The following is a 15,465-nucleotide window of genomic DNA, read 5'->3' as shown; positions in this document are numbered from 1 at the left end:
CCCCGGTCACCGGCGGCGCGTCCCTGGGGCGCTCAGGCCGGCACCCCCCACGAGGCCGGCTCTTCTCAGCGCTCCGCACCGCCGTCCCGCGCGGGATCGCTCCGTCAGTTTGTCGAGAACTTCCACCGCATGCACATCGACCGATCAAATTCGGTAACGTCTCGTATTAAATCAGTTGCACTGTGTAACAGGCCGCAGTGTGCGGCGGTCCCCCGTCAAGTCCGCGCCGACCTGCGCCGTTGATCCGCTCACCGGTACGGACCTGAGCACACGCGTACGGACGAGCGGGAACGGCCGGCCGTGCCCGCTCGGCAACACGGCCGGAACCCGCTGCCGCGCGCCGCTCACCCGCCGGACGCGCTCCCGCGCGCGGCCGCGATCTGCCGTGTCATCAGCGTCGTCAGCTCGTACGCGGTGTGCGAGGCCGCGACGGAGGTGATCTCCGCGTGGTCGTACGCGGGAGCCACCTCGACCAGGTCCGCCGAGATCAGGTGGCAGTCCGACAGCCCGCGCACGATCTCCAGCAGCTCCCTGGAGGTCAGTCCGCCCGCCTCCGGCGTTCCCGTGCCGGGCGCGTGCGCCGGGTCGAGCACGTCGATGTCGACCGACACGTACAGCGGACGCGAGCCGATCCGCTGCCGCAACTGGTCGACGACCTCGTCCACTCCGCGGCGCATCACGTCCGCCGAGGTGACGATGCCGAAGCCCATCTTGGCGTCGTCGTCCAGGTCCCGCTTCCCGTACAGCGGACCGCGCGTGCCCACGTGAGAGAGCGCCGAGGTGTCGAGAACGCCCTCCTCGACCGCGCGCCTGAAGGGGGTGCCGTGCGTGTAGGGAGCGCCGAAATAGGTGTCCCAGGTGTCCAGGTGGGCGTCGAAGTGCAGCAGGGCGACAGGGCCGTGCTCGCGGGCCATCGCGCGCAGCAGAGGTAGCGCGATGGTGTGGTCGCCGCCCAGCGTCATCAGCCGGGAGCCCGCGTCCAGCAGCTCCCCGGCCGCGTGCTCGACCGTCTCGAGGGCCTCGCCGATGTCGAAGGGGTTGACGGCGATGTCGCCCGCGTCCGCCACCTGCGCCAGCGCGAACGGCGAGGCGTCCTGCGCCGGGTTGTAGGGGCGCAGCAGCCGGGACGCCTCACGGATGGCGTTGCCGCCGAACCGGGCGCCCGGACGGTAGGAGACCCCGGTGTCGAAGGGGACGCCCACCACGGCGACGTCCGCACGGCCCTCCGTCTGATCGATCCGGGGCAGCCGCGCGAAGGTCGCGGGACCGGCGTAGCGGGGCACCCGGGAGGAGTCGACGGGGCCGCGCGGCGGGCGCGCGTCGTCCGAGGCGTGGCGGGGAGAGTTGTCGCTGCTGGTCATGGTGTCGAGCGTAGGCCGAACGGTTGGTCGGACCGTTAGACGGTACTGAGCGCCGTACGCCTCCTTTTGGACACTCCGTCCATCGAGCGCCCGTACGAGACACAATGGCCCCATGCCACAGCCTCTCTTGCCCGTGTCGCTCCCTCTGCCGCTCCCGGAAGCGCCCACCCGCCACGAGCTGCTCAGCCATCTGGTGCGCACCCGGATCGCGGGGGACGTCGCCACTCCGCGGGAGAACAACCTCGACCACTACCGCAAGCTCGCCAACGGCGACCGGCACTACTGGCTCGGTCTGGAGCTGGGCGAGCGCTGGGCCGACGAACAGGACGTGCTCGCGGTCATGGCGGAGCGCTGCGGCGTCAGCGACGACCCGGACTACCGCACGGGCCAGGACACCATCGACCCCGAGCTGACGGTCGCCGCGCTCGACCGGGCCGCCGCCGAACTGCGCAAGGCCGCCGAGGGACGCGCCCGGGTGCTGTTCGCCACCGGCCACCCGGGAGCGCTGCTCGACATGCACGGGACGCTCGCCACCGCGCTGCGCGCCGTCGGCTGCGACATCGTCCGCTCACCACTGCGGGTCTTCGCGGACGAGGGCGTCATCGTGCAGTTCCAGGGCGTCGCCGTCTACGAGCGGGGCGCCTCGCTGTGGCACACCCACTCCCCCGAGCCGATGGCCGGCGTCCTGCACGGCCTGGAGCAGGCCGGGGAGCGGCTGCCCGACCTGGTGGTGGCGGACCACGGCTGGGCGGGCCGCGCGGCCCAGAGGGGCCTGACCACCGTCGGCTTCGCCGACTGCAACGACCCCGCGCTCTTCCTCGGCGAGGCGGAGGGCACGCTGGAGGTCACCGTGCCCCTGGACGATCACGTCGTCGACCCGCGCTTCTACGAGCCGATGACCGCCTACGTGCTCGCGGCGGCCGGACTGGCGGGCTGAGCGCCCTCACGCCCCGCGGTGTTGCCGCTGTCCGCGCGCGGGACGTTTCCGCTGTCCGCGCGCGCGTCGCTCCCCGAACCGTTGCCGCCCTCCGAGCGCGGGACGCGCACCACTCCCTCCTGGATGACCGAGACGACCAGCCTGCCGTCCCGGGTGAAGATCCGGCCCTTGGCCAGTCCCCTGCCGCCCTGCGCGGTCGGCGACTCCTGGTCGTAGAGCAGCCACTCGTCCGCACGGAACGGACGGTGGAACCACATGGCGTGATCCAGACTGGCCCCCACCACGTCACCGACCGCCCAGCCGCCCCTGCCGTGCGCCAGCAGCACCGAGTCCAGCAGCGTCATGTCCGAGACGTACGTCGCCAGACAGATGTGCAGCATCGGATCGTCCGAGGCGCCGTCCAGCTTGCCGTTGGTGCGGAACCACACCTGCGAGCGCGGCTCGGAAGGACTGCCGACACTGGCGAAGGGCGGCGCCTCCACATAGCGCAGGTCCACCGCGGCCCGCGCCCGCAACAGCCTCTCGGGCACCTGGGGATCGGTGAACAGGCCGTGGTAGCGCGGCAGCATGTCCTCCGCCGTCGGCAGAGTCTCCGGGTCCGGCGCCGACGGCATCGCCTCCTGGTGCTCCATCCCCTCCTCGTACGTCTGGAACGAGGCGGACAGGTGGAAGATCGGCTGCCCGTGCTGGACGCCCACCACCCGGCGGGTGGTGAAGGAGCGCCCGTCGCGTATCCGGTCCACCGTGTAGACGATGGGCGCACCGGGGTCGCCGGAGCGCAGGAAGTACGCGTGCAGGGAGTGCGGCAGCCGCCCCTCGGGAACGGTGCGGCACGCGGCGACGAGCGCCTGCGCCGCCACCTGGCCGCCGAAGACCCTGGGGACCACGGAGGCACGGCTGCTGCCGCGGAAGATGTCCTGCTCGACCCGCTCCAGATCGAGCAGGTCGAGCAGGGACGTCAGTTCTTGGCTCATGCGCCCGATTCTGCCGAGGAGCGGTCCACAGGTGTTACGTCGCAGATCACAGGCGCACGGCGAGGCGCGCTCGCACGCCCGTGGTGCGGCGCGCGCACCGGGCGCCGCGCGTGCGCGACCGTGCGGCGGGGAGGGGTCACAGCCCCATGGACTTCGCGACGATGGAGCGCATGACCTCGCTGGTACCGCCGTAGATCCGGGACACCCGGGTGTCGGCGTACAGGCTGGCGATGGGGTACTCCAGCATGTAGCCGTACCCGCCGTGCAGCTGGAGGCACTTGTCGATCACCCGCGCCGCCAGCTCGGTGGTGAACAGCTTGGCGGAAGCGGCGTCGGCGGGCGTCAGCTCCCCCGCGTCCAGCGCTTCGAGAGCACGGTCGCAGACGGCCTGCATCGCGTCCACGTCGGCCTTGCAGTCGGCCAGGACGAACTTGGTGTTCTGGAAGGAGGCGACCTCCTTGCCGAAGACCGTCCGCTCCTTCACGTACTCGTGCGCGAACCGCACGGCCGCCGCCGACTGCGCGTAGGCGCCCAGCGCGATACCGAGCCGCTCCTGCGGAAGGTTTTGGCCCAGGTAGCCGAACGCCTTGCCCTCCTCGCCCAGCAGGTCCTCGACCGGGACCTTGACGTCGGTGAAGGACAGCTCCGCCGTGTCCGAAGCGCGCAGCCCCAGCTTGTCCAGCTTGCGGCCGACCGCGTAGCCCTCGCTCCTGGCGTCCACCACCAGGATGGAGATGCCGCCCCGCCGGTCCTCGGGCGACGGAGGAGCGGTACGGGCACACACCAGGACCCGGTCGGCCTGGACCCCGCCGGTGATGAAGGTCTTGGCGCCGTTGAGGACGTAGTGGGTGCCGTCCTCGGACAGCTTGGCCGTCGTCTTCATCCCGGCCAGGTCGGACCCGGTGCCGGGCTCCGTCATGGCGATGGCCGTCATCATCTCGCCCGAGACGAAGGCGGGCAGCCAGCGCTTCTTCTGCTCCTCGTCGCCGTACTTGAGGATGTACGGGAGGCAGAGCGCCGTGTGCACGCTCGAACCGCCGAAGCTGACGCCCGCGCGGGCGCACTCCTCGGTGATGACGGCGTTGTACTTGAAGCTGGTCTCGCCCGCCCCGCCGTACTCCTCGGGCACCTCGATGCCGAAGACGCCCAGCTCGCCGAGTTTCTTGTAGAAGTCCTTGGGGACGTGGCCCTGTTCGGCCCACTGGGCGTAGTGGGGCACGACCTGATCCGCGATGAAGTCGCGGATCGTCCGGCGGAACGCCTCGTGGTCCTCGTTGAACACCGTGCGGCGCACAGCACGCCTCCTCGTCGCCTCGGCCATGGCTAAGCGCTTGCTCAGCTTATAGGGCCAAGCTACCGACCGGTCACGTCCACTGTCCAGAGCCGCTCACCCCGCGCCCCGAAGGGGCGCGGGGAACGGCGCGACAAGCCACACCCCACCCGCAGCCCGCACACCACCGACAGGGGCACCCCTCAGCGGGAGCAGGGCCGCAGGCGCCGGAGCAGGGACCCGCGAGGCAAGCCTTCAGGGCGCGAGGCGCAAGCGTTCGAGGCGCGAGGCGCAAGCCCTCAAGGCGCGAGCCGCAAGCACTCAGGGCGCGAGGCCGCGCGGAGCCGCGGCCGAGAACGCTCCGCGAGCCAGCCGGTGCAGCAGCGCCGCGGTCGTCTCGCGATCCGGCATCGAGGAGGACCCGCTCAGGTGCGGCGTCGAGTTGAGCAGCCCGAAGACGGTGTGCACGGCGACGCGGGCCTCCAGCTCGGTCAGGTCGGCGTTCACCGCCCGCAGCGCCGAGACCCACAGCTCGACGTACTGCCGCTGGAGCTTTCTGACCTTTTTGCGGTCCGCCTCGGGGAGCCGGTCGAGCTCGCGGTCGTGCAGGGTGATCAGCTCGCGGTCGTCGAGCGCGAAGTCGATGTGCCCCTCGATCAGCGCGTCCAGCGTCTCCTCGGGGCCGAGCCCGGCCGCCAGCGACTCCTCCACCCTGCGCCGCCCGCCGTCGTGGAGCCGCTCGCTGATTCCGACCAGCAGCTCGGCCAGCATCGCGTCCTTGCCCGCGAAGTGGCGGTAGAGACCCGGGCCGCTGATACCGACGGCGGCTCCTATCTCGTCGACCCCCACCCCGTGGAACCCCCGCTCGGCGAAGAGCCGCGCGGCCTCGCCCAGGATCTGCTCCCGCCGACTTGGTGCAGCTGTGCCCGCCGCCGTCCTGTTGCTCATCCGTCCATTCTAGACAGCCTCGTTAATAGCCGTTAACCTGAAGTCGTCGGTTAACGGGCACTAACTCGTCTCGCCGTGCGGCGGCCGTGGCCGGTCGCGTGCCCTTCCGGCGATGACGGCCGGCGGGTGGTGTGTGTGCGAGTGAGGGAGCTGGGCTTGATGGACGAGCGGACGGTGCGGGACACGAGCGGGCACGGGCCCGCTGCGCCACGTCTGGCGAGCACCGTCGACCCGGACTCGGAGGCGTCGGCGGACAACCGCAGGGCGCACCGCGAGCTGGCGGGCCGGCTCCGCGAGAAGCTGGCCCGCGCCCGGCTGGGCGGCGGCGCGCGGGCACGCGAGCGGCACGTGGCACGCGGCAAACTGCTGCCGCGCGACCGGGTGGACTCCCTGCTCGATCCAGGATCACCGTTCCTGGAGCTGTGCCCGCTGGCGGCGGACGGGATGTACGAGGACGCGGCCCCGGCAGCCGGGGTGATCGCGGGCATCGGCCGGGTCTCGGGGCGCGAGGTGCTGATCGTCGCCAATGACGCCACCGTCAAAGGCGGCACCTACTACCCGATGACGGTGAAGAAGCACCTGCGGGCACAGGAGGTGGCGCTGGAGAACCGGCTGCCGTGCCTGTATCTGGTCGACTCGGGGGGCGCGTTCCTGCCGATGCAGGACGAGGTCTTCCCCGACCGCGAGCACTTCGGACGGATCTTCTACAACCAGGCCCGGATGTCGGCCGCCGGCATCCCGCAGGTCGCCGCCGTCCTCGGCTCGTGCACGGCGGGCGGCGCCTACGTCCCGGCGATGAGCGACGAGGCGGTGATCGTGCGGGAGCAGGGCACGATCTTCCTGGGCGGCCCGCCGCTGGTGAAGGCCGCCACGGGAGAGGTCGTCACCGCGGAGGAGCTGGGCGGCGGGGAGACGCACTCGCGCGTCTCCGGCGTCACCGACCACCTCGCGCAGGACGACGCGCACGCGCTGCGCATCGTGCGGCACATCGTCTCGACGCTGCCGCCCGGCGGGCCGGCGACCGGCGCCCTTCCGTGGTCCGTGCGCCCCCCTGAGGAGCCCGCCCTGGACCCCGCCGGGCTCTACGACGCGGTGCCGGCCGACTCCCGCACGCCGTACGACGTGCGGGAGGTGATCGCCCGTGTGGTGGACGGTTCGCGGTTCCAGGAGTTCAAGGCGGAGTACGGCACGACGCTTACGACGGGCTTCGCCCATATCCACGGGCACCCGGTGGGTGTCGTGGCCAACAACGGCATCCTGTTCTCGGAGTCGGCCCAAAAGGGCGCGCACTTCATCGAGTTGTGCGACCAGCGGGGCATCCCGCTGCTGTTCCTGCAGAACATCTCGGGGTTCATGGTCGGCAAGGACTACGAGGCGGGCGGCATCGCCAAGCACGGCGCCAAGATGGTCACGGCCGTGGCGTGTGCCCGGGTCCCGAAGCTGACGGTGGTGGTCGGCGGTTCCTACGGGGCGGGCAACTACTCGATGTGCGGCCGGGCCTACAGCCCCCGGTTCCTGTGGATGTGGCCGAACGCCAAGATCTCGGTGATGGGCGGCGAGCAGGCGGCGTCGGTGCTCGCCACCGTCAAGCGGGACCAGTTGGAGGCCAGGGGCGAGGAGTGGCCCGCCGAGGCGGAGGAGGAGTTCCGCGCCCCGGTCCGTGCCCAGTACGAGACGCAGGGCAACGCCTACTACGCCACGGCCCGGCTGTGGGACGACGGAGTGATCGACCCGCTGGAGACCCGTCAGGTGCTGGGGCTGGCTCTGACGGCGTGCGCCAACGCCCCGCTGCCGCCTCGCGATCCGGAGGCGGCCAGGTTCGGTGTCTTCCGGATGTGAGGGCGTCCACCGGATGTGAGGGGTCCACCGGAGGGAGCGAGCTTCCGGATGGGAGGGCTCTTTGGGGTGGGAGGGCTCTTCCGGACGGAAGAGGGCGGGCACGGTGGCGGAGCTGACGGAAGTCGTGAGGGCAAGGAGAGGACCGATGTTCGACACGGTGCTGGTGGCCAACCGCGGTGAGATCGCGGTACGGGTGATCCGCACGCTGCGCAGGCTGGGCGTGCGCTCGGTCGCGGTCTACAGCGACGCGGACGCCGACGCACGCCACGTGCGCGAGGCCGACACGGCGGTGCGGATCGGTCCGGCCGCGGCGGTGCAGAGCTATCTGAGTATCGAGCGGCTGCTGGAGGCGGCCCGGCGCGGCGGCGCCCAGGCCGTCCACCCGGGGTACGGCTTCCTGGCGGAGAACGCCGAGTTCGCCCGGCGGTGCACCGAGGCAGGGCTGGTCTTCATCGGGCCCCCCGCCGCGGCCATCGAGCTGATGGGCGACAAGATCCGCGCCAAGGAGACGGTGCGCGAGGCCGGGGTCCCGGTGGTGCCCGGCTCCTCGGGCAGCGGCCTGTCCGACGCCGAACTGGCCGCCGCTGCACGGCAGACGGGCCTCCCGGTGCTGCTCAAACCGTCGGCGGGCGGCGGTGGCAAGGGCATGCGCCTGGTACGGGACGAGGCGGCGCTGCCGGATGAGATCGCCGCGGCCCGGCGCGAGGCCAGGGGCGCGTTCGGGGATGACGGACTGCTGGTGGAGCGGTGGGTCGACCGCCCGCGGCACATCGAGATCCAGGTACTGGCCGACGGCCACGGCAGCGTGCTGCACCTCGGGGAGCGCGAGTGCTCCCTCCAGCGACGCCACCAGAAGATCGTCGAAGAGGCTCCCAGCCCGCTGCTGGACGCGGCGACGCGCGCCGCGATGGGCGAGGCGGCTGCGGACGCGGCCCGCTCGTGCGGCTACCGGGGTGCGGGCACGGTGGAGTTCATCGTGCCGGGGGACGGCTCGGGCGCGTACTACTTCATGGAGATGAACACCCGTCTCCAGGTCGAGCACCCGGTCACCGAGCTGATCACCGGGCTGGATCTGGTCGAGTGGCAGTTGCGGGTGGCCGCCGGAGAGCCGTTGCCCCTCGCACAGGGGGACGTCGCGTTGAACGGGCACGCGGTGGAGGCCCGTATCTGCGCGGAGACGGCGCGCCGCGCGCCGGGCGCCGACGACGGACGGGTCGACTTCCTCCCGTCGGCCGGCCGGGTGCTGCTGCTGGAGGAGGCGCGAGGCGAGGGGGTGCGCACCGACTCCGGGCTGACCACGGGCACCGAGGTGGGCACGGTGTACGACCCGATGCTCGCCAAGGTCATCGCGTGGGCCCCGGACAGGGCCGCGGCGCTGCGCGGTCTGCGGGCGGCGCTGGCGCGGACGACGGTCCTGGGTGTGGACACCAACACGGCGTTCCTGCGCGGCCTGCTCGCCCACCCCGAGGTCGTCTCCGGCGAGCTGGACACGGGCCTGGTGGAGCGTGCCGCGGCGGAGCTGCTGCCCGAGGGGGTGCCTGACGAGGTGTACGGCGCGGCGGCACTGCTGCGCCACGCCGCGCTGACCCCGGCCACGACGGCGCCCGGAGCCGCCCAGGACGGCGGCGGGGCCGGCCCCTCCGCGCCCGGCACGGGCCGGGAGCCGGGTGGCGGCGGGGCGGCGGCCTGGGTGAGTCCTTTCGCGGTGCCCTCGGGCTGGCGGCTCGGCGGACAGCGGGCGTGGACGGTGCACCATCTGCGGGTGCCGGGCCACGATCCGGTGGCGGTACGCGTCCGTCCCCCCGCCCCGGACGGCAAACGCCCACACGAGCCCGTATCCCCGGGCGAGATGGAGGTCAGCGTCGAGGGCGCGACCCCCGTGCGCGCGCGCCTGGCCCCTGGCCCCACCGCAGAGGACCGCGGGCCCGGCGGGGACCGGGGCGCCACGGTGCGGCTGGACTGGGACGGGATGAGCGGCGTCTTCACCCGCGCCGTGTGCGGGGACGGCGAGACGCCAGGCGTGTGGCTGGGCCGGGACGGCGAGGCGTGGCAGGTGCGGGTGCACGACCCGGTGGCGGCCGCTTTGCAGCGGGCCGGGGCCGCCCAGGGTGCCGACGCGCTGACGGCTCCCATGCCCGGCACCGTCACCCTCGTCAAGGCCGCGGTGGGTGACGAGGTGGCGGCGGGCGAGAGCCTGCTGGTGGTGGAGGCCATGAAGATGGAGCACGTCATCGCGGCGCCGCACGCGGGGCGCGTGGCCCAGTTGGACGTCACGGCAGGCGCCACCGTCGCGATGGACCAGATCCTCGCGGTGGTGGACCCGTTCGAGCCCGGCGGGGACGCCGGGGGAGGCGAGATGGAGGCGGCGGGATGACGGGGCTGCCCATGGCCTTCCCCCTGGAGGGGCTGCCCGCGCGGGTGCGGATCCACGAGGTCGGTCCACGGGACGGGCTGCAGAACGAGAAGGCGATCGTTCCGACGGAGGTGAAGGCGGAGTTCGTCCGCGGGCTGGCCGCGGCCGGGCTGAGGACGGTCGAGGCCACCAGCTTCGTACACCCCCGATGGGTGCCCCAACTGGCCGACGCGGAACAGCTGTACCCCCGGCTGACCGGGCGCGGCCCCGACGGCCCCGACGCCAGTGTCCTGGACGGGGTGGGCCTGCCGGTGCTGGTGCCCAACGCGCGCGGTCTGGAGCGGGCGCTGGCGCTGGGGGCGCGCGAGGTCGCGGTGTTCGCGAGCGCCACGGAGTCGTTCGCCGAGGCCAACCTCAACCGCACGGTGGACGGCGCGCTGGAGATGTTCGAGCCCGTCGTGGCCCGGGCCCGGCGGGAGGGGCTCGCCGTGCGCGGGTACCTGTCGATGTGCTTCGGGGACCCGTGGGAGGGCGCGGTACCCGTGGCCCAGGTGGTGCGGGTGTGCCGCGCGCTGGCGGAGATGGGCTGTGCCGAGCTGAGCCTGGGCGACACCATCGGTGTGGCCACCCCGGGCCACGTCCACGCGCTGCTGTCGGCCCTCCACGAGGCGGGGCTGTCGGAGCGGACCGAGGGCGGTCCCCGGCTGGCCGTGCACTTCCACGACACCTACGGCCAGGCCCTCGCCAACACGCTGGCGGCCCTCCAGCGAGGAGTGTCGACGGTGGACGCCTCGGCCGGCGGGCTGGGCGGCTGCCCGTACGCGAAGAGCGCCACCGGCAACCTCGCCACCGAGGACCTCGTGTGGATGCTGCACGGTCTCGGTATCGAGACGGGTGTCGACCTCGCGCGGCTGACGGCGACCAGTGTCTGGATGGCGGAACAGCTGGGCCGCCCCAGCCCCTCCCGCACGGTCCGCGCCCTCGCGGGATCCCCGCCCTCCCCCTCTGCACCGCCCTCGCCATCCTCCCCCTGCGTTCCGTCCGCTCCGGCAGCGCCGACGTCGCCGACCGCATCGACTTGTCCGAACTCCCCTGACACTGACACCAAGGAGCAGTGAGCAGCATGGCTCTCGACCACCGCCTCTCCCCTGAGCACGAGGAACTGCGCCGCACCGTCGAGGAGTTCGCCCACGACGTGGTGGCGCCCACGATCGGTGACTTCTACGAGCGGCACGCGTTCCCGTACGAGATCGTGCGCCAGATGGGGGCCATGGGCCTGTTCGGGCTGCCGTTCCCCGAGGAGTACGGCGGTATGGGCGGTGACTACCTGGCGCTCTGCCTCGCCCTGGAGGAGCTGGCCCGGGTGGACTCCTCCGTGGCGATCACGCTGGAGGCGGGCGTGTCCCTGGGGGCGATGCCGATCCACCTGTTCGGCACGCGGGAGCAGAAGCAGGAGTGGCTGCCGAAGTTGTGTTCGGGCCAGGTCCTGGGCGCTTTCGGGCTGACCGAGCCGGAGTGCGGGTCGGACGCGGGCGGCACCCGCACGACTGCCGTGCTGGACGAGTCCACAGGGGAATGGGTGATCAACGGCACCAAGTGCTTCATCACCAACTCGGGGACGGACATCACGGGTCTGGTCACGGTCACGGCCGTCACCGGACGCAAGGACAACGGCGCGCCGCGCATCTCCTCGATCATCGTCCCCTCCGGCACACCGGGCTTCACCGTGGCTCCCGGCTATTCCAAGGTCGGCTGGAACGCCTCGGACACGCACGAGCTGTCCTTCACCGATGTCCGCGTGCCGAAGGCCAACCTGCTGGGCGAGCTGGGCCGCGGCTACGCGCAGTTCCTGCGGATCCTCGACGAGGGACGCATCGCGATCTCCGCGCTCGCGACCGGGCTGGCGCAGGGCTGTGTGGACGAGTCGGTCGGCTACGCGAACACCCGTATGGCGTTCGGCAAGCCCATCGGTGCGAACCAGGCGATCCAGTTCAAGATCGCCGACATGGAGATGCGGGCGCACACCGCGCGCGTCACCTGGCGCGACGCCGCCGCCCGGCTGGTGGCGGGCGAGCCGTTCAAGAAGCAGGCCGCGCTGGCGAAGCTGTACTCCTCCGAGATCGCCGTCAGCAACGCCCGCGAGGCCACCCAGGTGCACGGCGGCTACGGCTTCATGAACGAGTACCCGGTCGCCCGCATGTGGCGCGACGCCAAGATCCTCGAAATCGGCGAGGGCACGAGCGAGGTCCAGCGCATGCTGGTGGCCCGCGAGTTGGGGGTGGGGGCCTGACGCCACGGCCCTGCCCGTCACCCGGGTGTGCACCGCTGCCCCGAGCCCGAATAATCGGAGCATGGCGGAGATTTTGCAGCGAGCCGGAGCCTGGACCTTCGACGGGGAGCATCTCAGGATCGTGCCCGGCACCGAGCGTCAGGTGCACCAGCTGCGCAAGGTCCTGGGGGAGATCGTCGTGCCACTGGGCGCGGTGGCCGGTATCGCCTACGAGCCGGGCGGCCGCAAGGGCGGCAGGTTGCGCCTGCGGCTCCGTGAGGGCGCCGACCCCCTCTCCCAGGTGGCCCGGGGGCGGCTGCCCGACTCCTCGGACCCGTACCAGCTTCCCGTGGAGAAGGACCGCACGGGCGTGGCCGAATACCTCGTCGAGGAGGTGCGTACCGCGCTGCTGCTCGCCGAGGTGCCGGGGACGGCGTGCGACCGTTTTCTGCTGCCCGGTCCGGCCGTCCCGCTGACAGCGACCGGTTCGGACGGCACGGTGACGTTCGACGGGGAGAACCTCCAGCTGGACTGGAACTGGATGGCCGAGGAGAGCAAGACGTCGGCCGGCCCGCGCCGTCTCGGGCTCGGGGATCTGGAGGGTGTGGAGTGGACGCCGGCGCTGGGCTGGGAGAACGGCAGCCTGCGCTTCCGCCTCAAGGAGGACCAGCGCGCGCTCAAGCCGGAGCACGACCCCAACTGCCTGGTGCTGTGGGGCGTGCGGCAGGCCAGGGAGACGAGCGGCGCGGTGCGGCTGGCGGCAGCCGTCGCCGCCCGGCTGCCCCACCCGCACGGCGGCTCCCTCCCGGCGCAGGCGCGGGACGGCCGGGCCCTTCCGGAGGCGGACGCGGCGGATCCCCCGCCCAAGGCCACGGCGGGCGGCGGCCCACGCGCCGGGACGGCCCCCTCGGGCGGGGGCGGCTCCGCGGCCGCGGGTGCCGACCACGACGTGCTGTTGCGGCGGCTGCGGGAGCTGGGCGAGCTGCACCGCTCGGGCGTTCTGACGGACGAGGAGTTCGCCCTGGCCAAGAAGGCGGTCCTCGACCGCCTCTGACGCTGCGGGCGGGTCACCGGTCCGCCGGGTCGGGACGCGTCCGGTGACCGCGCGCTCGGACGCTCCCGTGGCGGGCTGAGGACGAGAGCCCGCCTCGCCGGCGATGCCCGTGCCCGCCGCCCGCCCCTTGGTCGCCCGCGTCACCGGTCAGACAGGTGACGCGTCTCCGGCGCCCCCCGTACGCGGCACCGGCCTCCGGTATCAGCCGGAGGCCGGTCGCGCGTCACCGGGCACGCGCACGCCGGCGAGCGCACGGCCATACCCGGGAAACAGGCTCCTAGCCGTCCCAGGGCACCTGCGGGGAGCGGTAGTAGTTCACCCCCATCAGGTCCCAGCGGGGCGCCTGCCGGGCGAGCCGCACGCGGTAGGTGTCCCAGTCGTGGGTGGCGGCCGGGGACCACCCCAGTTCGGCGATGCCGGGCAGTTTCGGGAAGGCCATGTACTCGAGCTGGGCGCTGGTCGAGAGGGTTTCGGTCCACAGGGGTGCTTCCACACCGAGGACGGCCCGTTCGGGGACGCCGTCGAGGTAGGTGGCCGGATCCCAGTCGTAGGAGCGCTCGGTGGACACGTAGCCGGCCCAGGAGAGGCCGAGGGGCGTGTCCTTGTCGTACTTCATGTCGAGGTAGGAGCGGTCCGCCGGGGAGATCACCAGCCGGGTGCCGTTGCGTGCGGCGGCGGCCACCTGGGCGCGTTCCTCAGCCCCGGTCTCGTCGTAGCCCCAGTACTGGGCGATGGTGCCCCGGCGCGGCGCCGCGGTGATCTGGTGCCAGCCGACCGCGGTCTTGCCGTACTTGGCGACGAGGGGCTGGACGCGCTTCATGAAGGCCGCGAAGTCCTCCTCGCTGGTGGAGTGGGCCTCGTCGCCGCCGATGTGCAGGTAGGGGCCGGGGGTGAGGGCCGCCAGTTCGCGGATCACGTCGTCGGCGAAGTCGTAGGTGCGCTCGAGTGGTACGCACAGCGAGCTGAAGCCCACGTCGGTGCCGGTGTAAAGGGGCGGCGCCTTGCCGTCGCAGTTGAGTTCGGCGTACGAGGCCAGGGCGGCGTTGGTGTGGCTCGGCATGTCGATCTCGGGCACGACGGTCAGGTGCCGGTCGGCGGCGTAGCGGACGATGTCGCGGTAGTCGGCCTTGGTGTAGTAGCCGCCGGGGCCGCCGCCGACCTGGGTGCTGCCGCCGTGGGTGGTCAGCCGTGGCCAGGAGTCGATGGCGATGCGCCAGCCCTGGTCGTCGGAGAGGTGGAGGTGCAGGGTGTTGATCTTGTAGAGGGCGAGCTGGTCGATGTAGCGCTTGACCGAGTCGACGGGGAAGAAGTGCCGGGAGACGTCCAGCATGGCGCTGCGGTAGGCGTAGCGCGGCTTGTCCGTGAGGGTGCCGCCGGCGATCTGCCAGGGCCCCGGACGGGTGCTGTCGGCCTCGACGGCGGCGGGCAGGAGCTGGCGCAGGGTCTGGATGCCGTGGAAGAGGCCCGCGGGCTCGCGGGCGCTGAGGACGGTGGCGCGTTCGGTGACGTGGAGCCGGTATCCCTCGGGACCGAGTCCGCGTTCGCCGCTCAGCCTCAGGTGGATGCCGTCGCGTCCGGGGCGGGTGGTGACGGGCAGCCGGTAGCCGGTGGCGGGCCGCAGCAGGTCGGCCAGCTGTTCGGCCACCTGGCGCGCACCCGAGGAGGCGTCGTGCCCACCCTTTTTCCCCCGCCCGTGCCCTCGTACGCGGTCGCGCCCGGGGCCGTGCCCGCCGCTCACCCGGATCACGGTCCGCGGGGACAGCGTGTAGGGCTTGCCCTTGGCCCGTACGGAGGCGGGCGCGGGTATCACCTCATCGAGCGAACGGGGGCCGTGCGCGGTGCCCTGCCCTGAACGCACTCCGGTGTCGGCGGTGGCCGAGACGGCGGGCAGCGAGGTGGCGGCGAGCAGTGAGGCGCACAGGAGCAGCAGCGGTCGGAGTCGTCGTCCCATTCAGTGATCCCTCCGAGATCCGGTCAGGATTTCTTCGAACGGTCGTTCACCGGGGTGGCGCACTCTCAACGAAAGCCGTCTTCAGGACACTTCGTCATGATGGCGGTCCCGAAGACGACCGTGAAGACATCGGATGGCTCCACTTTTCGCCACGCCGTGCCCGCTATCGGGCAGATTTCTTGCGATCGTGACGTCGAGACCGCACTATCGACGAGTGCTCGACGCTCCGACGCCGGTCCACGACGACCTACTCGACCACCTGGTCCGCACCACGCCGCTGCGGCGCGGCGAGGCGGCGCGGGTGGTGCTGGACGTCTTGTCGTACTTCGACGAGACGGCATCCGAGTTCGTCCGGCGCCGGCACCGGGAGCTCCAGGCCAAGGGCCTGACGAATCCGGAGATCTTCGAACGCATCGAGGCCGAGCTGCCGCACCGCGCCGTGGCACCGCCTCAGCTGTCGCTCAGACAGCTGCGCCGCATCGTCTACGGCTGACCTCCGGCGCCGTTGC

The 15,465-nt window shown here is 72.3% G+C and carries 12 protein-coding genes; 7 read left to right on the top strand and 5 right to left on the bottom strand.

The window, feature by feature from the left end; translation table 11 throughout:
- Nucleotides 1–344: 344 nt before the first annotated feature.
- Nucleotides 345–1,361, bottom strand: a complete 1,017-nt coding sequence (gene speB, locus DQ392_RS25740) for an agmatinase (RefSeq protein ID WP_114018107.1) — start codon at nucleotides 1,359–1,361, stop codon at nucleotides 345–347.
- A gap of 112 nt (nucleotides 1,362–1,473) precedes the next feature.
- Here speB and DQ392_RS25735 point away from each other — a divergent pair, with 112 nt between their 5' ends.
- Complete coding sequence (locus DQ392_RS25735) at nucleotides 1,474–2,298, top strand: phosphatase (protein WP_245981966.1); 825 nt, start codon at nucleotides 1,474–1,476, stop codon at nucleotides 2,296–2,298.
- Here DQ392_RS25735 and tesB read toward each other — a convergent pair.
- From tesB to DQ392_RS25720, 3 genes are all read right to left on the bottom strand, one after another.
- Nucleotides 2,265–3,272: an acyl-CoA thioesterase II gene (tesB, locus tag DQ392_RS25730; RefSeq protein ID WP_245981963.1), complete on the bottom strand. Its 1,008-nt coding sequence runs from the start codon at nucleotides 3,270–3,272 to the stop codon at nucleotides 2,265–2,267. The two genes, DQ392_RS25735 and tesB, sit on opposite strands and share 34 nt — an antisense overlap.
- Nucleotides 3,273–3,408: 136 nt before the next feature.
- Entirely contained in the window at nucleotides 3,409–4,566 is a 1,158-nt protein-coding gene (locus DQ392_RS25725) for an acyl-CoA dehydrogenase family protein (RefSeq protein WP_114018106.1), read from the bottom strand.
- A 297-nt stretch (nucleotides 4,567–4,863) separates the two neighbouring features.
- Nucleotides 4,864–5,490, bottom strand: a complete 627-nt coding sequence (locus tag DQ392_RS25720) for an SACE_7040 family transcriptional regulator (RefSeq protein ID WP_114018105.1) — start codon at nucleotides 5,488–5,490, stop codon at nucleotides 4,864–4,866.
- Between the two features lie 159 nt (nucleotides 5,491–5,649).
- Here DQ392_RS25720 and DQ392_RS25715 point away from each other — a divergent pair, with 159 nt between their 5' ends.
- The 5 genes from DQ392_RS25715 (at nucleotide 5,650) to DQ392_RS25695 (ending at nucleotide 13,005) form a co-directional block, all read left to right on the top strand.
- Nucleotides 5,650–7,329, top strand: a complete 1,680-nt coding sequence (locus DQ392_RS25715) for a carboxyl transferase domain-containing protein (RefSeq protein ID WP_114018104.1) — start codon at nucleotides 5,650–5,652, stop codon at nucleotides 7,327–7,329.
- A 145-nt stretch (nucleotides 7,330–7,474) separates the two neighbouring features.
- Entirely contained in the window at nucleotides 7,475–9,703 is a 2,229-nt protein-coding gene (locus DQ392_RS25710; RefSeq protein WP_114018103.1) for an ATP-binding protein, read from the top strand.
- A complete protein-coding gene (locus DQ392_RS25705) occupies nucleotides 9,700–10,800 on the top strand; it encodes a hydroxymethylglutaryl-CoA lyase (RefSeq protein ID WP_114018102.1) in 1,101 nt (366 codons plus the stop codon). Before DQ392_RS25710 ends, DQ392_RS25705 begins: the two co-directional genes overlap by 4 nt.
- A gap of 5 nt (nucleotides 10,801–10,805) precedes the next feature.
- A complete protein-coding gene (locus DQ392_RS25700) occupies nucleotides 10,806–11,972 on the top strand; it encodes an acyl-CoA dehydrogenase family protein (protein WP_114018101.1) in 1,167 nt (388 codons plus the stop codon).
- A gap of 61 nt (nucleotides 11,973–12,033) precedes the next feature.
- On the top strand, nucleotides 12,034–13,005 hold the full coding sequence (locus tag DQ392_RS25695; protein WP_114018100.1) for a DUF4429 domain-containing protein: 972 nt from the start codon (nucleotides 12,034–12,036) through the stop codon (nucleotides 13,003–13,005).
- A 277-nt stretch (nucleotides 13,006–13,282) separates the two neighbouring features.
- On the opposite strand, the gene DQ392_RS25690 is transcribed toward DQ392_RS25695, so the two are convergent.
- The gene (locus DQ392_RS25690; RefSeq protein WP_114018099.1) at nucleotides 13,283–14,956 is read right to left on the bottom strand and encodes a beta-N-acetylhexosaminidase; all 1,674 of its coding nucleotides are present in this window, start codon (nucleotides 14,954–14,956) and stop codon (nucleotides 13,283–13,285) included.
- Nucleotides 14,957–15,170: 214 nt separating this feature from the next.
- Here DQ392_RS25690 and DQ392_RS25685 point away from each other — a divergent pair, with 214 nt between their 5' ends.
- Nucleotides 15,171–15,449 carry a hypothetical protein gene (locus tag DQ392_RS25685; protein WP_114018098.1) on the top strand — a complete coding sequence of 93 codons (279 nt, stop codon included), beginning with the start codon at nucleotides 15,171–15,173 and terminating at the stop codon, nucleotides 15,447–15,449.
- The last annotated feature ends 16 nt before the right edge of the window (nucleotides 15,450–15,465 follow it).

Origin of the sequence: Streptomyces reniochalinae, from assembly GCF_003323735.1 — a bacterium.
Taxonomy (GTDB): Bacteria; Actinomycetota; Actinomycetes; order Streptomycetales; family Streptomycetaceae; genus Streptomyces; species Streptomyces reniochalinae.
This window is presented reverse-complemented; position numbering and strand designations above follow the sequence as displayed.